The following is a 19,705-nucleotide window of genomic DNA, read 5'->3' on the forward strand; positions in this document are numbered from 1 at the left end:
CCGTGACCCATGTGCTGCAGAACGTCGTGTTCCCCCTTGACCGCGATCCCGACCTGCTGCCGCTCTACGCCGACCCCGAGACGTGGTCCGTCATCGATGACGAGCCTGTACGCGTCTCCAACCGCGCACACCTGGGCAACATCCTGGGCCGCACGAGGGCGCGCATCGTCGCCGGCCGACGCGTGTCGCTGGGCACTTACTTCAATGCCTTCCCCGCCTCGTACTGGCAGCACTGGACGGGCGTCCGCGAGGTGCGGCTCACGGTGCGCACCACGGGGCCTGCGACCATCCTCGTCTATCGATCCAATGGATCGGGTGTCCGACAGCGCGTCGACGATCGTGAAGTCACCGGCAGCGCGGTCTCGCACTTCGACCTGCCACTGACCGAGTACTCCGACGGCGGATGGCTCTGGTTCGACGTCGTGGCCGACGAGAAGCATGCCGTACTGGAGGGCGCGGAGTGGACGACCGAGCAAGAGCCGGCGCGCGCCGGCAAGGCGTCGCTCGGCATCACGACATACAACAAGCCCGATTATTGCGTCGAGACGCTGCGCGCTCTGGCTGATGCCCCGGATGCGCTGGAAGTCGTCGACCGTATCTTCCTCATCGACCAGGGCACCCAGCTGGTCGCCGAACAGGAGGGCTTCGACGACGTCGCCGGCCGGCTCGGCGAGACGCTGTCGGTGATCCGGCAGCCGAACCTCGGCGGATCCGGCGGCTTCGCCCGATCGATGCACGAGACGCTGCAGCGGCCGGAGAGCGACTTCGTGCAACTGCTCGACGACGACGTACGTCTCGAGCCCGAGTCGCTGCGCCGTTCGATCGTGTTCGGTCGGTACGCGACCACGCCCGTGCTCGTCGGCGGCCACATGTTCGATCTGCTGGACCGGCCCAAGCTGCACGGCTGGGCCGAGGTCGTCGATGAGTCGCCCTTCATGTGGCGCAACCTCTATCAGGAGCGCATGCCACACGACTTCGGCGTCGCGAACCTACGACAGTCTCCGCTGCTGCACATGCGCATGGACGCGGACTACAACGGCTGGTGGATGTGCCTGATCCCCCTCGCGGCTATCCGCGAAGTGGGACTCTCGCTCCCGGCATTCATCAAGTGGGATGATGCTGAGTTCTGCCTGCGGGCGGGAAAAGCCGGATTCCCGACGGTCTCGCTTCCGGGCGTCGCGCTGTGGCATGTGTCCTGGGTGAACAAAGACGACACGATCGACTGGCAGGCGTACTTCCATGCACGCAACCGCATCGTGGCGGGCCTGTTGCATTCGAACGCTCCGCGTGGCGGACGCCTACTGGTGCATAGCCGCCGGGTCGACCTGAAGCACCTGATGATGATGCAGTACTATCCCACGGCACTGCGGGCGAAGGCGCTGCGCGACGTACTCTCCGGCCCTGCGCACATGCGCCGGAACCTGGCCACGGCGATGCCGGCCGCGCGGGCTCTCGCCGCCGATTTCCCCGAGACCGTGGTGCACCGCGACCCTTCGGTGGTGCTGCACTCCCGACGGGGCCGCCAGGTCTACACGCCGCGCAAGCAGAACGACCTCGACAACCCCACAGGGTTCCGCTTGCGCTGGTTCACGCTGAGCACGCTGATCTCGCACTGGATCCGGCAGCCCGCACCGGAGAACGTCGCACAGCCCGAGGCTGAGTTCGGCAAGGACGACGCGCAGTGGTGGCGTCTGCCCGCCTTCGACAGCGCCCTGGTCAGCTCAGCCGACGGCTCGGGAAAGAACATCTACACCCGCGATCGCGCCAAGTACCGGCGGATGCTGGTGGACAGCGTGCGCCTGCATCGGCAACTGAAGCGCCGCTGGCCGCAGCTGCAGAAGGAGTACCGCGAGGCGCTCCCCGATCTCGTCGCCGACGCCGCCTGGCAGCACACCTTTGAGGAGCAGTCTTGACCGCCGACCTGTTCGACCCCGCCTCCGCGGCCATCGTCATCGTCACCTACAACCGTTCGCACCTGCTGCAGGGGCTGCTCACGAGCATCCGCACGATGGATCCGAAGCCGGGTCGCGTGGTGATCATCGACAATGCCTCGTCCGACGACACCACCGAGGTCGTGGAGTCGTTCCGTGCCGACCTCGGCACCGAGATCGTGTACCGCAGGCTGGAGACCAACACCGGCGGCTCCGGCGGGTTCAGCGAGGGCATGCGCACCGCGTACGAGCTCGGATCCGAGTGGATCTGGATGATGGACGACGACGTCGAGGTGCTCCCTGACGGGTTGGCCCGCATGGGCCACTGGTCCGAGCGGTTCAAGAGCATCCAGGGCCGCCGATACGACTACGACGGCAGCGAGTTCTACTGGCAGTACCGCATCGCGGAGCGCATGGGCATCCCGATCCCGTTCGCCCCGTCCGGCTTCGACGGCACCGGGTTCAAGGAGATGAACAGCGGATGCTTCGAGGGCATGTTCATCCACCGGTCGATCGTCAAGGAGATCGGCCTTCCCGATCCCCGCTTCTTCATCTATTGGGACGATCAGCTGTACGGCTGGCTGGCGTCGCGGAAGACCACGGCCGTCATCGTGGACGAGTTCGTGCTGCGACGCACCCGCGAGATCGTGCAGTGGGACCTCGGCATCCGCCATCTGAACGCGTCGAGCAACGCGTACCGGTACTACATCATGCGCAACCGTGCGTTCATCAAGCACTACTACCGCGCGAACGGGGTCTACAACCCGGTGCTGTTCGGCGCCGGCACGACGCTGACGTTCTTCAAGGAGCTGATCCGGCTCGTGTTCGTCGAGCGCACCGTGCGCGGCACGAGCAACCTGTTCCGCGGACTACGCGACGGCGGGAAGATCGGCCGCGACCGCAGCTGGCGCCCGATGGCACCGCTGGAGGGCTGAGATGTCGCAGCAGCAGCCTGAGTACGTCTGGTCGTTCCCGCCGGAGAAGAAGCGGCATCCCGGCCGCGTCTGGCTGATCGTCGGGCTGTCCGTCGCCGCGGTGGTGATCGCGGTCGTGCTGTTTCTGCTCTTTCTGCCGAAGACGACGCCGGATGCCGGGCCGACGGAGTCGCCGACAGCAACGGCGAGCACGACACCGACACCGACACCGACACCGACACCGACATCTACGCCGACGAGCACCCCCACCGCCGCACCCACGCAGACCTCGGCGCCGGTCACTCCCCCGCCGCCGGCCGATCCCAGCCTTGCGGTGTTCCGCGACAAGGTCCGCCCCGTGTTGACCGACGCCGACACCGGCCTCGGCATGCTCTCCGGCATGACCGGGCAGGATGCCGTACAAGTCGTCGACCAGCTGCGACAGGATGCGGAGAGGCTGTCCGACAGCGTCGCGCCCTCGTCGATCGCGGACGAGTGGCGGACGCGAACCGACGCCTATCTGAAAGCGCTCTCAGGCCTGCAGACCGCATACGCGAACGGCTCGTCGACGTCGGAGGCGATGAAGTCGGCCACCTCGGCCGAGCAGTCGCTCAAGCAGATCGTCGGTCTCTGAACCCTCAGCGCGCGGTACTGTCGGCGTTGTAGCGGTCCAGCACGTCACCGATCGGCCCGTCCAGCACCAGGACGCCCTTGTTCAGGTACAGGCCGCGCCGGCAGAACCGGCGCAGGTCGCGCTCGTTGTGGCTGACGAAGAACAGCGTGCGGCCCTCGGCGAGCAGTTCGTCGATGCGGGTGTAGCACTTGTCGCGGAAGGCCTTGTCGCCCACGGCCAGCACCTCATCGACGAGCAGGATCGGCTCCTCGAGCTGTGACACGACCGAGAACGCGAGGCGCACCTTCATCCCGTTGGACAGGTGCTTGTATGGCGTCTCCTGGAAGTCCTCCAGCTCGGCGAAGGCGATCATCTCGTCGTAGCGGCGTGCGATCTCGTCCTTGGCCATGCCGTGCAGTCCCGCCGTGAGTCGCACGTTCTCGCGAACGGTGAGGTCGCCGACGAATCCGCCGGTCAGCTCGATCAGCGGCGCCACTCCCCCGTTGACCGTCACGGTGCCCTCGTCGGGCAGCAGCACCCCTGCGACCAGGCGCAGCAGTGTCGACTTGCCCTGGCCGTTGCGGCCCACGACGCCGATCGCCTCACCGGGCGCGACGGTGAATGACACGTCGCGCAAGGCCCAGAACTCCCCAGGCCGGGAGCGCCGGCTGGCGCCGGCGAACAGATCCTTCAGCGAGCGGCGTCCCCGCCGGTTACGTCGGAACCGGACGCCGAGCCCGTCGACCTCGATGGCGGCGGTCATCACAGCTCCTTCAGGACGGGGCGCTCGAGCGTGCGGAACGTCCAGACGCCCAGGACGAGGATCACCAGCGTGACGGCAGCGCCGATCAGGATCACCTTGAGGTCCCACTGATCGGGGAAGAACGCCATCCGGTACAGCGTCATGATCCCCGCGAGCGGGTTGAAGGCACCGATCGTCTCGAACGCGCCCGGCAGGTCGCGGACGCTGTAGATGATCGGCGTCGCGTAGAACAGCGCACGGAGGATGAGCGCCGTGGTGCGCTCGAGATCGGTGTACAGCGCGCACAGCGGCGCGACGAGCAGTCCCAGACCGACCAGCAGTACCGTCTGCCAGACGACTGCCACCGGGAACCAGAGAATGCCCCACCCGATGTCCGCGATGTACTGGGGATCCTTCTCCACCAGGAGGTTCACGACTACGAAGATCACCAGCACAGGAAGCGAGAACAGGAACTCGATTCCCTTGCTGAGCACGATGCGGTTGACCCAGATGGATCGCGGAATGGCCGTCGACCGCACCAGACGCGAGTCCTTCTTGAACGCCCGGGTGAAGTCGCCGACCGAGGTGTTGAACCAGACCCACGGCAGCAGCGCGCTGATCAGGAAGATGATGTAAGGCTGCTCACCGGCGCTGCGATGGAAGACCTGCGTGAACACGAACCAGTAGATCGCGCTCATCACCAGCGGGTCGAGGACCGACCACAGGTAGCCGAGCGCACTGGTCGAGTAGCGCACCTTCAGGTCGCGGGCCGAGAGCAGCCACAGCGAGTGGAAGTAGCGCCGGGGCGTGCCCGGCGCCCCCACCGTCGTCGACATGTCAGCCGTGCAGGTCGGTCAGGTCGTTGCGCCACATCGACAGCGCCGATCCGATGGCCATGTGCATGTCGAGATACTGATAGGTGCCGAGGCGGCCGCCGAAATGCACGTCCTGCTCGCCCTTGGCGAGTTCACGGTACGCCAGCAGGCCGGTGCGGTCGGCCGGCGTGTTCACCGGGTAGTACGGCTCGTCGTCCCGGTTCGCAAACCGCGAGAACTCCCGCATGATGACGGTCTTGTCCTGCTCGAAGAGCTCCTTGCGCTCCGGGTGGAAGTGCTTGAACTCGTGGATGCGGGTGTACGGAACGTCCAGATCCGGGTAGTTCATCACCGGAGTGCCCTGGAAGTCGGAGGTTCCCAGCACCTCCTGCTCGAAGTCCAGCGTGCGCCACGACAGTGCGCCCTCGGTGTACTCGAAGTAGCGGTCCACTGGTCCGGTGTAGACCACCGGCATCTGACCGACGACGGCCTTCTTGTTCAGCGGCTGCGACTCGTCGAAGAAGTCGACGCCCAGCTTCACCTCGATGTTCGGGTGGTCGGCCATCCGCTCGATCCAGGCCGTGTAGCCGTCGGTCGGCAGACCTTCCCAGGTGTCGTTGAAGTAGCGGTTGTCATAGGTGTACCGCACGGGCAGTCGGCTGACGATGTCGCCGGAGAGCTTGTGCGGGTCGGTCTGCCACTGCTTGGCGGTGTAGTCCCGGAAGAACGCCTCGAACAGCGGGCGCCCGACCAGGGCGATGCCCTTCTCCTCGAAGTTGGCCGCCGTCTTGACGTCGAACTCACCGGCCTGCTCGCGCACGAGCGCGCGGGCCTGGTCCGGCGTGTAGGCCGACTGGAAGAACTGGTTGATCGTCCCCAGGTTCACCGGCATCGGGAAGACGACGCCCTTGTGAGTGGTGTACACGCGATGCACGTAGTTCGTGAATGTCGTGAACCGGTTGACGTACTCCCAGACCGTCGGGTTGGACGTGTGGAACAGGTGCGCACCGTACTGGTGCACCTCGATCCCCGTCTCGGGCTCTGGTGCACTGTACGCGTTGCCGCCGATGTGCGAGCGACGGTCGATGACGACCACCTTGCGGCCGGCGTCTGCAGCGCGCTCGGCGATGGTGAGGCCGAAGAAACCCGACCCTACGACAAGAAGATCCATGGGATCAATCGTATCTGCGAGACCGCCACGCCTCCGCCCGGCACATCCAGCGGAATTCTTCTAGGCTGGATCCGACATGACACACCAGATCTTCGTGCCGTTCTGGGGCGATCCAGAATTGCTCTACCAGACCGTCGACTCCGTCCGCGCCCAGACCCTCACCGACTGGCAGCTGGTGATCATCGACGACCAGTACCCCGACGAGTCCGTGGCCGCGCGTTTCGCCGACGAGTCCGACCCGCGGATCATCTACACCAGAAACGAGACCAACCTCGGGATCACGGAGAACTACCGCGAGGCGATCCGGCGCGCGGAGAGCGCGTACATCACCATCCTGGGCTGCGATGACCTGATGCATCCGAACTACCTCGAGGTGATGAGCCGTGTGATCGACTCGGCGCCCTCGGTCGACGTCATCCAGCCCGGCGTGATCGTGATCGACGAGCACGGCGCGACCGTGCGTCCGCTCGTGGACCGTGTGAAGCAGCGACTGCTCGCGCCGCGCTCGAAGGACGAGACCGTGGTCCTACGCGGCGAGGAGATGGCGACGAGCCTCATCCGCGGCGACTGGCTGTACTGGCCGTCGCTCACCTTCCGAACCGAGACGATGAAGCGCATCGACTTCCGGGACGGTCTGCCGATCATCCAGGACCTCGCACTGCTGATGGACATCGCCTTCGACGGCGGATCGCTCGCGTTCACCCCGGAGATCGCGTTCTCCTACCGACGGCACGGGTCGAGCGCCTCCCAGAAGACGCTCATGGACGGGCGTCGCTTTCGAGACGAGCGGACGTACTACCGGTTGGCCCGAGAGCTCGCACACTCCAAGGGCTGGAAGCGCACGGTCAGAGTCGCGACAGTGCGCCTGATGTCGCGCCTGCATGCGGTCACCGAACTTCCGGGCGTCATCAGGCATGGGAACGGCACTGCGCTAAAATCGACGCTGGCGCACATCGTCGCGAACTGAGGCGCAGCCAGACGCGTCGAACACCACCGAGGACCGCCCGACCACCGAGGAGAGCATCGATGTCCGAACACGTCCTGATCACCGGAGGGGCCGGGTTCATCGGAACACGTCTCGCCGCCCGCTTCGTCGCTGACGGACACCGAGTCACCGTTCTGGACTCACTCATCCCGCAGGTGCACGGCGACGACCCGGCGACCACCTCCCCGCTGCTGCGCTCGCTGGACGGCGTCGCCGACGTGATCCACGGCACCGTGACTTCGAAGGACGACCTCCGCCGCGCCCTCGAGGGGGCGACCGTGGTCATCCATCTGGCGGCCGAGACCGGTACCGGCCAGTCGATGTACGAGATCGACCGTTATGTGGACGCAAACGTCGGCGGCACGGCGAAGCTGCTCGACATCCTCGCCAACGAGGACAATGCGGTCAGCCGGGTGGTCATCGCCTCGTCGCGGTCGATCTACGGTGAGGGCGCCTACGAGACCGAGGACGGCCGTCGCGTCTATCCCGGCCACCGCGCCGACGCCGACATGGCCGCGGGGGACTTCGACGTCCATATCCCCGGCGAAGGCCCGCTGCGACTGATCCCGACGGACGAGACCGCGAAGCTGCACCCGTCGTCGGTCTACGGGATCACCAAGCAGATGCAGGAATCGATGATCATGACGGTCGCTCCGACGATCGGCATCGAGGGTGTGTCCGTGCGCTACCAGAACGTGTACGGTCCCGGTCAGTCCCTGAAGAACCCCTACACCGGCATCCTCTCGATCTTCTCGACGCTGATCCGACAGGGCAAGGACATCAACATCTTCGAGGACGGCGAGGAGAGCCGGGACTTCGTCTACATCGACGATGTCGTGGAGGCCACGTTCCTCGCCGCCACCGCTCCGGCCGCAGCCGGGAAGACCTTCAATGTCGGTTCAGGCGTCGCCACGACCGTGAAGGACGTCGTGTCGGCTCTCTTCGACGCCTACGGCACCGAGGTGCCCACGCATATCTCCGGGAACTACCGCCTCGGCGACATCCGGCACAACGTCGCCGATACGACTGCACTGCGCGAGGTGCTCGGCTTCGCTCCCGCGGTGCCGTTCGACGAGGGCGTGCGCCGCTTCGCCGAGTGGGTCCTCACCGAGCCTGTCGAGGCCGACGGCTACGAGCGCTCCCTCAAGGAGATGGCGGACCGGAAGCTGCTCAAGTGAGGGCAGCCGCACCCACCTGGCTCGATCCGCGCAACAATTCGCTGAATCTGCTGCGCCTCGTCATGGCGGCGATGGTGCTCGTACACCACGTCTTCCCGGTCACAGGGCGCGGGGAGGGAATCGAGCTCACACCCGGCGAGTCCGTCGGCGGGTGGGCAGTCTTCGGCTTCTTCATGATCTCGGGCTATCTGATCACCGGCGCCCGGTTCCGCAGCGACGGCGGACGGTACCTCATCAACAGGATCGCCCGTCTGTTCCCCGCCTTCTTCTTCGTGAACATCATCACGGCCTTCGTGCTGGCGCCGATCTCGTATGTGATGCAGCGCGGCACGCTGGACGGCTTCCTCTCCACTCCGAACACCCCGTTCAGCTACATCCTGGCCAACGCCTGGCTGCGGATGGAGAACTACACCGTCGCGGGGACGCTGGCGAACGTGCCCTATCCCGGCGTGTGGAACGGCTCACTGTGGAGCCTCTACTACGAGTTCTGCGCCTATCTGCTGGTCGGCTTCTTCTGCGTGCTCCCGATCGTGCGCAAGAGCATCTGGCCGATGCTGATCGCCTTCCTGGCGACGTGTGCCCTCAAGATCTGGAACGAAGCGGTGGCCGTGTACGTCAGCGGCCTCGCTGCGGACGTCGTGCAGTTCGGGCGCCTGCTTCCGTTCTTCTTCGGCGGCGCGCTGGTCTTCATTCTCAAGGAGCGGTTCGGCGATCGTTTCAGGCTCAGCACCTGGGGTCTTGTGGTCAGCGCCGTGGCGACGGTCGGACTTGTCCTGCTGTTCCCTCGGTTCGGCGCGCAGTTGACTGCTCCGTTCCTCACGTACATCCTGATCTGGATCGGCGCGGTACTGCCATCGCCGAAGGTGTTCCAGGTGCACGACTTCTCGTACGGCGTGTACGTCTGGGGCTTCCCCCTCACTCAGATGCTCTGCCTGTTCGGACTCGCCGGTGCGCCATTGCCGGTGATCCTCACCCTCCTGGTCATCCTCACATCGATCATGGCGGCGATCTCGTGGTTCCTCGTGGAGCGTCCGACGATCAGGTGGTCGCGGGGAAAGGCGCGCGCGTTCGGCGACATCCGCGCCGAAGCGCGTTGACCTCGCTGCAGAAGCAGGTCACCCCAGCGCGTACTGGCGCCTGACGTAGACGGTGAAAAGCCGGCGATAGACGCCTGGTGCCAGCTTCAGCAGCAGCGCCCCGGCGCCGACCACGGGTGATCTGCGCAGCGATGCGGCGAGCATGCCCGCAGTGATGCGCACGCGGCACTCCCGCAGCACGGCCGCACGAGCCGCCGAGTCGGTCGAGCGCATCGCCGACTGCGCGGTCAGCATCAGGAACAGGGTCCGACAGGTGTCGAACGCAGACCGGCGGTCCGCACGGTCGAGCCAGTCCCCGAGTTCGGTCTCGGCGAAGGCGAGTGCCTTCTCCGCCTCGGCCACATCAGGGACGCGACCCCAGGTGAGTGAGCCGGCAGCCACGTGGTACCGCACGAGCGCGTCCGGCACGGATACGACCTGCTCCACACGGGACAGCACGACCATCCCGACGGCCTGGTCCTCGAAGCGGTGGATGTCTGCCGGGTATGCGACACCGGCGAACGCTGCCCGGATGATGATCTTGTCCCACGGGAACGGCGTCACAGCGCCGGTCATCATGTCAGTCGCCGCTTCGCTGCCGCTGAGCACGCCCAGGCGCCGCGAATGCGCGGTCCGCTCGGTGCCGTCCGGCAGGAGGACCGTGCGACCGCAGATCGCGCCGCCCGCGTCTCCGCGGACCTCATGCATCCGCGCGAGGAAGTGCGGCTCCCACTCGTCGTCGGCGTCCAGGAAGGCGATGAAATCGCCGGATGCCGCACGCAGGCCGGTGTTGCGCGCCTCGGAGATGCCCCGGTTCTGCTCGTGGGCGACCACCCGAAGCCGTGGATCGCTGAGGCCCTCGAGCACCGCAGAGGTCCCGTCGGAGGAGCCGTCGTCGACGGCGATGATCTCCAGGTCGGGATCCGTCTGCGCGAGCACGGATCCGATCGCCCTTGCAGCGGTCGACTCCGCGTTGTAGCACGGCACGATCACGCTCGTCCTGGTCATGATGCCCCCTCCGCTGCCGTCCGGCTCAACGCTCGCAGGACGTAGCCCAGATGTATCGCCGAACCGACGAGGGGACCCAGCACAAGCGCGAGGATCGTGCGGGTCTCCAGCCCGAGCGGAGTCAGCATGATCGCGGTCGAGACGAAAAGTGCGGTGTACCAGCCGACGGTGTTGACGGTGTGAGCGTCGAGGGCCAGCGCGATCGAGCCACCCAGCACGAGAAGGGCGAGGAAGGACGCACCTACGACCAGCATGCCGAGCACGAGCGGTGAGTTGCCATAATCCGGGCCGAAAACGAGACTCATCGCCCACGGGCCGATCAGCGCCGCGAGGAGCCCACCGACGACGGCGACGAGCAGGACCATGCCGATCAGCCGGAACAGCGAGGAGCGTGCGCGCTCCGGGTGCTCGACGAAGGCGGCGATCACCATCGATTGGAACGCGGTGATCGGCATCAGCAGCGGGGCACGGGTCATCGAGACGGCGACGACGAGCGGTGCCGCTCCCGCGTATGCGACGGGATCAGTGGTCAGGCTCATCAAGAGCGGGAAACCCGTGACGAGCAGTGCGTTCGCACCGGATGCCGCCATCGCATTGATCATCCTGCGGATAAGCGCCCCACGCCCGAGTGCAATGCGCACCGACCACAGCCCGCGGAAGCCGGGCAGGAATGCGCCGGCGGCGAGCCAGGTCAGCGTCCCTCCTGCTGCGGCGATCTCGAAACCGGCGATCCCCCAGCCCAGCAGCGCTGCCCCAGCAGTGAACACGAACCTCGCGATCGACTCGCCGGCGGTCAGCCCGGCGAAGGCCCGCCACCGTGCGAGCCCGGCGAGCGTCCCGACGGAGGCGACGTGGCCCGAGTAGAGCAGAGCTGCGCAGGCGATCAGGAGTACCGGCAGGGTGATGTCGGGCAGCGCGGCGAACGCGTTCCACCACATAGGGAACAGCAGAAGCACGATCACGGCGGCGCCGACGCCGACGAGCAGCCCCATGCCCAGTGGCGAGGTGCGTCGCGCAGAGCTCACGGTCGTGGTCAGGTCCGCACGCACCGCCCTGGTCACTTCATTCTGCAGGCCGGAGAGCACCGCGAACACGGCGAACAGGGCCGCCCAGTAGGTGAGAAATCCGGAGTTCTGCTCGGTGCTGAGCGTCCGGGCCGAGATCACCAGCACAAGAACGCCGGAAAGCGCGGCCACACCTGCGCCACCCCCGACGTAGAGCGCCGAACGGCGCGTCCCGTCAGCCATCGGCTTCGTCGTCGCCGCGGAAGCCGGAGCCCTCCCCCTCGTGTTCCTGCACGGCGAGCCGGCGCCCGAGGGCGTCGACGTCTGCACGGAGGATCGCGATCTCCTCCGCCGAGCGGCGGGTCTCCTCCTCGAGCTGGGAGAGTTCCCAGGACAGATGCAGGGCCACGACGAGAAGCAGGCCGATCGCCAGGGCGAAGATCAGGTTGGCTGGCAGTTCGACACCCAGCGCGTGCGTGAGTGAGGTGAGGATCGCGGGAAACGCGCCGAGCAGGATCATCACGATGGCGACGAGGATCCAGATGATGGCGTACTTCTCACGCAGCCGACGGGTGAGGAGCATCCACATCACGATGAGGAGCCCGAGGATCGCCACTCCGAGGCCGATCCAGGTGATCATGCGGTCTCCTCCTTGCGTGTCGCACGTGGTCGGCGCAGCAGTGCGAGCGTGAGGGCGAACACCGACCGGCCCAGATAGACCGCGGATCCGATCGGGCCCTGACTCGGCTGCCCGTGTGCTCTCGGCCTCATCGCGACCGGCACCTGAGTCACCGTGAGCCCCGCGTGGACAGAGGCGACAAGCGAATCGAGCGTGTCCCCGAGGTACTCGGCGGGATAGTAGGAGACGTACTGCGCGATCGCGCGTTCATTTGCCGCGCGGAAACCACTCGTCACGTCGGTCAGCCGCGTTCCGGCGATACCTCCGACCACCTTGGCGAGCACGATCATCGCCCACCGCCGCGGTCCGCGGACGGAGTAGTCGCCGACATCGGCGAACCGCGCTCCGATCGAGATGTCGGCCTGCTCGAGACCCGCAAGTACACGGCTGATGTCGGCAGGATCATGCTGCCCGTCGGCGTCCACCTGGATGGCGCGTCGGTAGCCCTTCCGCTGTGCGTACGTGAAACCGGCGCGCATCGCGCCGCCGACGCCGAGATTGTAAGGCAGCGTCAGAACGATCGCTCCGGCAGCCCTCGCGACCTCTGCAGTGTCGTCGGTGGAACCGTCGTCCACGACGGCGACGTGGTACTCGCCGTCCGCGGCCAGAACCTCGCGAACGGTGTTGCCGACGTTGGCCGATTCGTTCCACGCCGGCATGATGACCAGCACCGGGTCGGTCACGTTCGTCATGTCATCAACTCTAGCCGCGGCCGACAGCGCGCCGTGTTCATCGGCATCCGATCACCTCGTAGAGCCGTGCCGCCCCTTCCTGGTCCACGAGTCGGACGCTGTCGCTCTCTGCGAGATGGTCGAACCCGGGCATCGGATGGTGCTCCCCGTGCACCTCGCGGTCCCCGAAGTCGAGGACGTATCCGACGCCGAGCCGGTGCACCGCCGCGCACACCGGGCTCCCCGGGACGGCCTCATCCAGCGAGTCGTCGACGAGTGCGGTGTCCTCATCGATGTGCATCAGGGTGTGCGGCTGAAGCACCGGGCGATCGGCGATCGCCGAGGCCAGCGAGGCCCCCGTCCAGGCGCTGCCCGCCACGGTCACGCCCGCGGGGACGTGCTCGTCCAGTCGCGACAGCAGCCGCGCCTCATCGGTACTCAGCAGCCGGGAGCGCTCGGTCAGCGCATAGGTGCCCGCAGCACTGGACACAGCCTGGTCCATCTGTGGGCCGGCGACGAGCACGCCGAAGAGCCCGACGACGGCGACGATGGCGAGCGCGCCCGCCATGCGCGGGGCTCGTGCGACAACACGACGCGACATCGGCAGTCGGCCCACCGCCAGCAGCGTGCGCCACACCCCGTAGACCGCCAGAGGCATCATGGCGATGGCGAGGATCGCCGCGAGGCGGGGGAAGTTGTTGTACCAGGATCCGGTGAGCGCATCTCGCAGGTCGCCCACAGGCAGCGCCGCGACCGCGACGAACAGCACCGCGCCGACCGCGAACATGCCGAGCAGCGCCCAGGAGACGCTGTCACGATCGACCAGCGCCCACACGATCCCGGCAGCGAGCGCCACAGCGAGAAGGACTGCTGGCACCCCGTACCACATCGACACGGTCATAACCTGCGTCAGGGCCTCGCGGAAACCGAGTTGCGGCGGCCAGAGCCGGGCCTCCAGCGGCGGCCGAAGGATCTTCAGCGCGAGCACGCCCGCGACGAGGTAACCGACGCATCCTGCCACGAGCGCTGTCCGCGCCCTCAGCCCGGTCTTCGTCCGCCACATCCGGATCACGAACAGCGCCACGAACGGGGTGGTGAGCGCGAGCAGGGCGACAAACGCCCCAGGGTGTGCCAGCGACACCCCGGGGATGACGCCGACCAGCACCAGCACCCAGGTCAAGGCGTCACCCTCATCACGATCTGCAGTGATGCCGCACAGGCGCGCGACCGCTGTGATGCCCACGGGGACCAGTGCCAGCCCCAGTTGGTACGGGTACAGCACGCCGTACTGCATGAGCAGCAGGGGGAACGCCGGCACCGCCGTCGAGATCGCGGCGCCGACAGCGGCGACGACCGGCGAAGAGCCGAGCAGGGTGCGAACCAGCAGGACGAGGCCGGCCGGCCAGATGATGGCGCAGGTCGCCAGCACCACGGCGTTGACCGCGAGCGGGATCGACGTGCCGGTCAGCTGCACGACCAGCGACACCCATGCATGCCAGACGGCCGGATAGAAGGGAAGCGATCCATCGCCACTCGTCATCCCACCCAGCGTCAGCGACGATGCGGATCCGGTCGTCAGGATGTAACGGATGCCGTTCAAGTGGAAGATGTTGTCGAACGTCTGCGAAAGCGCGTCCGCGGCGCCGAGCACCGTCATCACGCGCACCGCCATCACGATGGCTGCGGCGGTCAGGGCGCCGACGACCCACCATCCGCCGCGCCCCCAGGACCGGGTCGCAGGTGCCAGGAGACGCCGGCGCAGAAGCAGGATCGCGAGACCGACCAGTGCGGCGACAGCCAAGACCGGGAGGATCGACCACGTCACGGTCAGCCAGGAGGCGAGCACGGCGCTGACGCCGACGATCGTCAGGGCGAACGGAGCCGATGCCGCCCAGAGCCGGAGACCGCGCAGCCCCATAGCCAGGCCGAGAGGGATGCCGACGACGGCAAGCACCGCGACCGCAGCGAAGGAGCACAGCACAAGTTCGAGCACGGGCGTGGACTCCGTTCGAGGGTGCTGTCAGTACTGCAGCATCCTACTTGCAGAGTCTGCCGGCATCCTGCACGTCCCCTCCCAGCTTCCAGCGGGACGATGTGCCACGATAGACGAGTGAAGGGCATCATTCTCGCCGGCGGCTCCGGAACTCGTCTTCATCCGATCACGCTGGGCGTCTCGAAGCAGCTCGTACCCGTGTACGACAAGCCGATGATCTACTATCCGCTGTCGACGTTGATCCTGGCCGGGATCCGCGACATCCTGGTGATCACGACTCCTCATGATGCCGCTCACTTCGAGCGGCTGCTGGGCGACGGATCGCAGTTCGGCATCTCTCTCACCTTCGCGCAGCAGCCGTCCCCGGACGGACTCGCGCAGGCGTTCACGATCGGCGCCGACTTCATCGGCGACGACAGTGTCGCCCTGGTGCTCGGTGACAACCTGCTCTATGGTCCGGGGCTCGGTACACAACTCAAGCGCTACGAGGACATCGACGGCGGAGCGGTGTTCGCGTACTGGGTCGCGGAGCCCTCCGCTTACGGCGTGGTCGAGTTCGACGAGTCCGGTGCGGCGGTGTCGCTCGAAGAGAAGCCCGCAGAGCCGAAGAGCAACTACGCCGTGCCCGGGCTCTACTTCTACGACAATGACGTCGTCGAGATCGCCCGCGGGCTGAAGCCGAGCGCGCGCGGCGAATACGAGATCACCGATGTGAACCGCGCGTATCTGGACCGCGGAAAGCTGCAGGTCGAAGTACTGCCGCGCGGAACCGCCTGGCTGGACACCGGCACGTTCGACCAGATGACGGATGCTGCCGATTACGTGCGCACCATGGAGCGTCGCACCGGTATGAAGATCGGAGCGCCGGAGGAGGTCGCCTGGCGGCAGGGCTTCCTCTCCGACGACGAACTGCGCGAGCGCGCGGGCGCACTGGCGAAATCCGGCTACGGCGCGTACCTGCTGGAGCTGCTGGAGAGGGGCGATCGATGAAGCTGCTGGTCACCGGAGGAGCCGGATTCATCGGTTCGAACTTCGTGCACCATGTCGTGGAGCACACCGACCACCACGTGACAGTGCTGGACAAACTCACCTATGCGGGCAACCGCGAGTCCCTGGTCGGCCTGCCGGCCGAGCGGGTCATGTTCGTGCAGGGCGACATCGCCGATGCCCCACTCGTCGACTCCCTGGTTGCGGACGCCGACGCGGTCGTGCACTACGCGGCAGAATCGCACAACGACAACAGCCTGCACGATCCGCGGCCGTTCCTGGACACGAACATCATCGGCACCTACACGCTGCTCGAGGCGGTACGCCGACACGACGTGCGATTCCATCACATCTCCACCGACGAGGTCTACGGCGACCTGGAGCTCGACGACCCGGAGCGGTTCACCGAGCAGACCCCGTACAATCCGTCCTCGCCGTATTCGTCCACCAAGGCGGGCTCCGACCTGCTCGTGCGCGCGTGGGTGCGGTCCTTCGGAGTGCGGGCGACCATCTCGAACTGCTCCAACAACTACGGCCCGTATCAGCACGTGGAGAAGTTCATCCCTCGCCAGATCACGAACGTGATCCGCGGCATCCGCCCCAAGCTGTACGGGGCCGGGTTGAACGTGCGCGACTGGATCCACGCCGATGACCACTCCTCCGCTGTGCTCACGATCCTCGAGAAGGGGCGAATCGGCGAAACGTACCTGATCGGCGCAGACGGCGAGAAGGACAACAAGACCGTCGTCGAGTTGATCTTGACCCAGATGGGGCAGCCGGCCGACGCGTACGACCACGTCACCGACCGCGCCGGGCACGATCTGCGGTACGCGATCGACTCGACCAAACTGCGCACCGAGCTCGGCTGGATGCCGCAGTACGGCGACTTCGACGCCGGAATGGCGGCGACCATCGACTGGTACCGCGAGAACGAGGCGTGGTGGGCGCCCGCCAAGGACGCGACCGAAGCCTTCTACGCGGAGAAGGGCCAGTGAGTATCGAATTCGGCAAGGCTCTGACGGCGACCGAGACGTCGATTCCCGGTCTGGTCGTGTTCGACCTCCCGGTGCACGGCGACAGTCGCGGCTGGTTCAAGGAGAACTGGCAGCGCGAGAAGATGGTCGCGGCCGGCTTACCGGATTTCGGCCCCGTACAGAACAACATCTCGTTCAACGACGCCGTCGGCACCACTCGAGGTATCCACGCGGAACCCTGGGACAAGTTCATCTCCGTAGCGACCGGTCGCATCTTCGGCGCCTGGGTCGACCTGCGCGAGGGGCCGACGTTCGGCGCCGTCTTCACCACCGAGCTCGATCCGTCACGCGCGATCTTCGTGCCGCGCGGTGTGGGGAACGCTTACCAGACGCTCGAGCCCGACACGGCGTACGTGTACCTCGTCAACGATCACTGGTCGGCGGAGAACACCGAGTACGCCTTCCTCAACCTCGCCGATGAGACAGCCGGCATCGAGTGGCCCATCCCGCTCGACCGGGTAGAGGTCTCGGAGAAGGATCGCAACCACCCGCGACTCGCTGCCGTCGCACCCATCCCGCCGCGGAAGGTCCTCGTGCTCGGCGCCAACGGCCAGCTCGGGCGAGCGCTTCGGGCCGAGTTCGGCGACGCCGCACATGTCGAGTACGCCGGCCGCGCCGAACTCGACCTCACCGCGCCGGCTCTGGGAACGGCCCGACGATGGCGGGACTACGGCGTGATCATCAACGCCGCTGCGTACACCGCCGTCGATCAGGCAGAGACCGGCGACGGCCGGCCGGCCGCCTGGGCCGCGAATGCTGCCGCACCCGCTGCGCTCGCCCGCATCGCCACCGAGCACGGGATCGTGCTCGTACACGTCTCGAGCGACTACGTCTTCGACGGCGCCTCGGAGCGTCCGTACGGTGAAGACGATCCGTTCAGCCCCCTCGGCGTCTACGGACAGTCCAAGGCAGCAGGAGACCTCGCCGTCCAGACGGCACCGCGGCATTATATCGTGCGCACCAGCTGGGTGATCGGTGACGGCGGGAACTTCGTGCGCACCATGGCGTCACTGGCGGAACGCGGCATCGATCCGAACGTCGTCGACGATCAGGTCGGGCGCCTCACGTTCACGTCGGACATCGCCCGCGGCATCCGGCACCTCCTCGATGCGGAGGCACCCTACGGTACCTACAACCTCACCGGAGGCGGCGAGGCGATGACCTGGGCCGACATCGCACGCGAGGTGTACCGGCTCACCGGCAACGATCCGGGGCGGGTGACCGGGGTCTCTACAGCCGAGTACTTCGCCGCAGCCGCAGCTCCTGTTTCGCCGCGACCGCACAACAGTGTGCTCGATCTGTCGAAGATCCGCGCAGCCGGCTTCGCTCCCCCGCCCCTCACCGACTCCGTGCTGGCCGAAGCGCTGGCCGGGGATCGTTCATGAGGGCCTCCGCCCTGCGAACGTTCTGGATCCCGTTCCTCCTGTTCTTCGCGGCTTCGGCCGCATGGGCGATGACAACGCCTCTGGCCGGTTCTCCGGACGAGTCCTCGCACATCATCCGCGCTGCCGCCGTGGCTCACGGGCAGATCATGCCCGACGACTACGACGCCGACGGCAACGGCCGTTTCACCGTGCCGTCGGCTCTCGCCGACGCGCAGAGCTGGGATGACTGCTTCGCACACGAGCCGGAGATCTCAGCGGTGTGCCAGAGCGGGCTCGTGCCGAAGACAGGAACCGGAGTGGCGAGCTCCACAGCCTGGAACTACAACCCCCTCTATTACGCAGTGGTGGGCTGGCCCTCACAGCTGACAGATGATCCCCACGTGATCGTCTATTCGATGCGGCTGCTCTCCGCACTCGTGAGCAGCGCTCTGCTGGCGCTCGCCTATCACTTCCTCACGATCATCATGGGTGTCAGGCGGGCCGCATTCGTGACGGCGGCGATCGCGACGCCGATGGTCTTCTTCCTGAATGCGGCGGTGAATCCCAACTCCTGGGAGATCACCGGCGGTATCGCCCTCCTCACAGCCGCCCTCTCCCTGGGCTTCGGACCCGAGCCGTCGAGATCTGCTGCTCCTGCTCTGCTGACCGTCGCTGTCACAGGAGCCCTCGTCTCGAACCTGCGGAGCGTGTCGCCGCTCTGGGTCGCGCTACTGGGCGGTCTCGCACTGATCGGCATCGCGGGTCCCCGGCTGACCCGTCTCACGCGCCGTCCGGGGATGTGGCTCGCCATCGGCTTCGCCGCTGCCGGCATGCTGCTCGCCGTCTTCTGGACCGTCGTCGTCGGCTCTTACGCGCTCCACGGGGAGTACACGGGCAAGGCCTGGTCGACCATGCGGATCGTCGACTTCATGCTTCGCCGGACCGTGTTCGAACACGCCTACGTCGGGCACTTCGGATGGACCGACGCCCCAGCGCCGCTGATCTCCGTGGTGCTGATCGGCGGGCTGGGCATCTTCTGCATGATCGCCTCATTCTGGCTGGCCAGCGGCCGAATGATCCTCATCACTCTCCTGTCAGTGATCATCTGGCTCGCCACTCCCGCTGCGATCCAGCTCGCGGTTGCCCCTGCCGCGGGAATGATCTGGCAGGGGCGCTACTCGCTCATCCTCTACGCGATGGTCGTGGTGATCTCCGCGGTCAGCGCCGACGCTGCTCGCCGGGATGTTCGACTGCCGCGAACCGTGCGCCTGACCGTCATCCTGGGCTCGCTCGTCACGTTCGCGCACTCCTATGCGTTCCTGACCGCGCAGACTCGATTCAGCGACGGAGCCGAAGCTGCTCTCGCCCGGTCTCTGTTCGCTCCCGCGTGGGCTCCGCCCGCGGGCGCGTTGCCGTGGCTGCTGCTCACGATTGCGGCCGGAATCGGATTCGTCGCGCTCGTCTCCCGGGATTCGGCCTCCCGCTCCACTGACCCGCACTCTTCAACGCCTAGGATCGCATGATGACTTCGCTTCTCCAC

18 protein-coding genes are annotated in these 19,705 nt (G+C 66.6%); 10 read left to right on the forward strand and 8 right to left on the reverse strand.

Features of this window, described 5'->3' with window-relative positions; translation table 11 throughout:
• Positions 1–2 precede the first annotated feature (2 nt).
• Genes GON06_RS06525 through GON06_RS06535 form a run of 3 tightly spaced genes read left to right on the forward strand, consistent with a single transcriptional unit; the run spans position 3 to position 3,479 of the window.
• On the forward strand, positions 3–1,913 hold the full coding sequence (locus tag GON06_RS06525; protein ID WP_332837223.1) for a glycosyltransferase: 1,911 nt from the start codon (positions 3–5) through the stop codon (positions 1,911–1,913).
• Positions 1,910–2,866: a glycosyltransferase family 2 protein gene (locus tag GON06_RS06530; RefSeq protein ID WP_157311503.1), complete on the forward strand. Its 957-nt coding sequence runs from the start codon at positions 1,910–1,912 to the stop codon at positions 2,864–2,866. Before GON06_RS06525 ends, GON06_RS06530 begins: the two co-directional genes overlap by 4 nt.
• Before the next feature lies 1 nt (position 2,867).
• On the forward strand, positions 2,868–3,479 hold the full coding sequence (locus GON06_RS06535) for a hypothetical protein (RefSeq protein ID WP_157311504.1): 612 nt from the start codon (positions 2,868–2,870) through the stop codon (positions 3,477–3,479).
• Between the two features lie 4 nt (positions 3,480–3,483).
• On the opposite strand, the gene GON06_RS06540 is transcribed toward GON06_RS06535, so the two are convergent.
• From GON06_RS06540 to glf, 3 genes are read right to left on the reverse strand one after another with little or no spacing between them, the layout of a single operon-like run.
• A complete protein-coding gene (locus GON06_RS06540; RefSeq protein WP_157311505.1) occupies positions 3,484–4,221 on the reverse strand; it encodes an ABC transporter ATP-binding protein in 738 nt (245 codons plus the stop codon).
• A complete protein-coding gene (locus GON06_RS06545) occupies positions 4,221–5,036 on the reverse strand; it encodes an ABC transporter permease (RefSeq protein ID WP_157311506.1) in 816 nt (271 codons plus the stop codon). The genes GON06_RS06540 and GON06_RS06545 overlap by 1 nt, the downstream gene beginning before the upstream one ends.
• Position 5,037: 1 nt before the next feature.
• A complete protein-coding gene (glf, locus tag GON06_RS06550) occupies positions 5,038–6,186 on the reverse strand; it encodes a UDP-galactopyranose mutase (RefSeq protein ID WP_157311507.1) in 1,149 nt (382 codons plus the stop codon).
• Between the two features lie 76 nt (positions 6,187–6,262).
• Here glf and GON06_RS06555 point away from each other — a divergent pair, with 76 nt between their 5' ends.
• Genes GON06_RS06555 through GON06_RS06565 form a run of 3 tightly spaced genes read left to right on the forward strand, consistent with a single transcriptional unit; the run spans position 6,263 to position 9,446 of the window.
• Entirely contained in the window at positions 6,263–7,153 is an 891-nt protein-coding gene (locus GON06_RS06555) for a glycosyltransferase family 2 protein (protein WP_157311508.1), read from the forward strand.
• A gap of 59 nt (positions 7,154–7,212) precedes the next feature.
• A complete protein-coding gene (locus GON06_RS06560; RefSeq protein ID WP_157311509.1) occupies positions 7,213–8,349 on the forward strand; it encodes an NAD-dependent epimerase/dehydratase family protein in 1,137 nt (378 codons plus the stop codon).
• The gene (locus tag GON06_RS06565; RefSeq protein WP_157311511.1) at positions 8,346–9,446 is read left to right on the forward strand and encodes an acyltransferase family protein; all 1,101 of its coding nucleotides are present in this window, start codon (positions 8,346–8,348) and stop codon (positions 9,444–9,446) included. The genes GON06_RS06560 and GON06_RS06565 overlap by 4 nt, the downstream gene beginning before the upstream one ends.
• Positions 9,447–9,464: 18 nt before the next feature.
• Here the strand turns inward: GON06_RS06565 and GON06_RS06570 are convergent, their stop codons facing one another.
• Genes GON06_RS06570 through GON06_RS06590 form a run of 5 tightly spaced genes read right to left on the reverse strand, consistent with a single transcriptional unit; the run spans position 9,465 to position 14,780 of the window.
• Positions 9,465–10,433, reverse strand: a complete 969-nt coding sequence (locus GON06_RS06570; RefSeq protein ID WP_157311514.1) for a glycosyltransferase family 2 protein — start codon at positions 10,431–10,433, stop codon at positions 9,465–9,467.
• Positions 10,430–11,680 (reverse strand): hypothetical protein, encoded by a 1,251-nt coding sequence (locus GON06_RS06575; protein ID WP_157311515.1) that lies wholly within the window; start codon positions 11,678–11,680, stop codon positions 10,430–10,432. The genes GON06_RS06570 and GON06_RS06575 overlap by 4 nt, the downstream gene beginning before the upstream one ends.
• The gene (locus GON06_RS06580) at positions 11,673–12,077 is read right to left on the reverse strand and encodes a DUF2304 domain-containing protein (protein ID WP_157311517.1); all 405 of its coding nucleotides are present in this window, start codon (positions 12,075–12,077) and stop codon (positions 11,673–11,675) included. Before GON06_RS06580 ends, GON06_RS06575 begins: the two co-directional genes overlap by 8 nt.
• Complete coding sequence (locus GON06_RS06585) at positions 12,074–12,808, reverse strand: glycosyltransferase family 2 protein (RefSeq protein WP_157311519.1); 735 nt, start codon at positions 12,806–12,808, stop codon at positions 12,074–12,076. Before GON06_RS06585 ends, GON06_RS06580 begins: the two co-directional genes overlap by 4 nt.
• 37 nt (positions 12,809–12,845) lie before the next feature.
• Complete coding sequence (locus GON06_RS06590; protein WP_157311521.1) at positions 12,846–14,780, reverse strand: DUF6541 family protein; 1,935 nt, start codon at positions 14,778–14,780, stop codon at positions 12,846–12,848.
• Between the two features lie 117 nt (positions 14,781–14,897).
• Between GON06_RS06590 and rfbA the strand changes: the two genes are divergently transcribed.
• The 4 genes from rfbA to GON06_RS06610 are packed head-to-tail and all read left to right on the forward strand — an operon-like array spanning position 14,898 to position 19,688.
• A complete protein-coding gene (gene rfbA / locus GON06_RS06595) occupies positions 14,898–15,770 on the forward strand; it encodes a glucose-1-phosphate thymidylyltransferase RfbA (protein ID WP_332837224.1) in 873 nt (290 codons plus the stop codon).
• Complete coding sequence (rfbB, locus tag GON06_RS06600; protein WP_157311523.1) at positions 15,767–16,762, forward strand: dTDP-glucose 4,6-dehydratase; 996 nt, start codon at positions 15,767–15,769, stop codon at positions 16,760–16,762. The genes rfbA and rfbB overlap by 4 nt, the downstream gene beginning before the upstream one ends.
• On the forward strand, positions 16,759–18,186 hold the full coding sequence (locus GON06_RS06605; protein WP_332837225.1) for a bifunctional dTDP-4-dehydrorhamnose 3,5-epimerase family protein/NAD(P)-dependent oxidoreductase: 1,428 nt from the start codon (positions 16,759–16,761) through the stop codon (positions 18,184–18,186). The genes rfbB and GON06_RS06605 overlap by 4 nt, the downstream gene beginning before the upstream one ends.
• Positions 18,183–19,688 (forward strand): DUF2142 domain-containing protein, encoded by a 1,506-nt coding sequence (locus GON06_RS06610; RefSeq protein ID WP_157311524.1) that lies wholly within the window; start codon positions 18,183–18,185, stop codon positions 19,686–19,688. Before GON06_RS06605 ends, GON06_RS06610 begins: the two co-directional genes overlap by 4 nt.
• The last annotated feature ends 17 nt before the right edge of the window (positions 19,689–19,705 follow it).

The sequence above is a fragment of the Microbacterium sp. MAH-37 genome (genome assembly GCF_009758255.1).
In the GTDB taxonomy this organism is placed as follows: domain Bacteria; phylum Actinomycetota; class Actinomycetes; order Actinomycetales; family Microbacteriaceae; genus Microbacterium.

Excerpts from the sequence above, each read along its gene's own strand:
- GON06_RS06535 (WP_157311504.1), top strand. The coding sequence starts at position 2,868 with ATGTCGCAGCAGCAGCCTGAGTACGTCTGGTCGTTCCCGCCGGAGAAG.
- GON06_RS06540 (WP_157311505.1), bottom strand. The coding sequence starts at position 4,221 with ATGACCGCCGCCATCGAGGTCGACGGGCTCGGCGTCCGGTTCCGACGT.
- GON06_RS06545 (WP_157311506.1), bottom strand. The coding sequence starts at position 5,036 with ATGTCGACGACGGTGGGGGCGCCGGGCACGCCCCGGCGCTACTTCCAC.
- glf (WP_157311507.1), bottom strand. The coding sequence starts at position 6,186 with ATGGATCTTCTTGTCGTAGGGTCGGGTTTCTTCGGCCTCACCATCGCC.
- GON06_RS06555 (WP_157311508.1), top strand. The coding sequence starts at position 6,263 with ATGACACACCAGATCTTCGTGCCGTTCTGGGGCGATCCAGAATTGCTC.
- GON06_RS06560 (WP_157311509.1), top strand. The coding sequence starts at position 7,213 with ATGTCCGAACACGTCCTGATCACCGGAGGGGCCGGGTTCATCGGAACA.
- GON06_RS06570 (WP_157311514.1), bottom strand. The coding sequence starts at position 10,433 with ATGACCAGGACGAGCGTGATCGTGCCGTGCTACAACGCGGAGTCGACC.
- GON06_RS06575 (WP_157311515.1), bottom strand. The coding sequence starts at position 11,680 with ATGGCTGACGGGACGCGCCGTTCGGCGCTCTACGTCGGGGGTGGCGCA.
- GON06_RS06580 (WP_157311517.1), bottom strand. The coding sequence starts at position 12,077 with ATGATCACCTGGATCGGCCTCGGAGTGGCGATCCTCGGGCTCCTCATC.
- GON06_RS06585 (WP_157311519.1), bottom strand. The coding sequence starts at position 12,808 with ATGACGAACGTGACCGACCCGGTGCTGGTCATCATGCCGGCGTGGAAC.
- rfbB (WP_157311523.1), top strand. The coding sequence starts at position 15,767 with ATGAAGCTGCTGGTCACCGGAGGAGCCGGATTCATCGGTTCGAACTTC.
- GON06_RS06610 (WP_157311524.1), top strand. The coding sequence starts at position 18,183 with ATGAGGGCCTCCGCCCTGCGAACGTTCTGGATCCCGTTCCTCCTGTTC.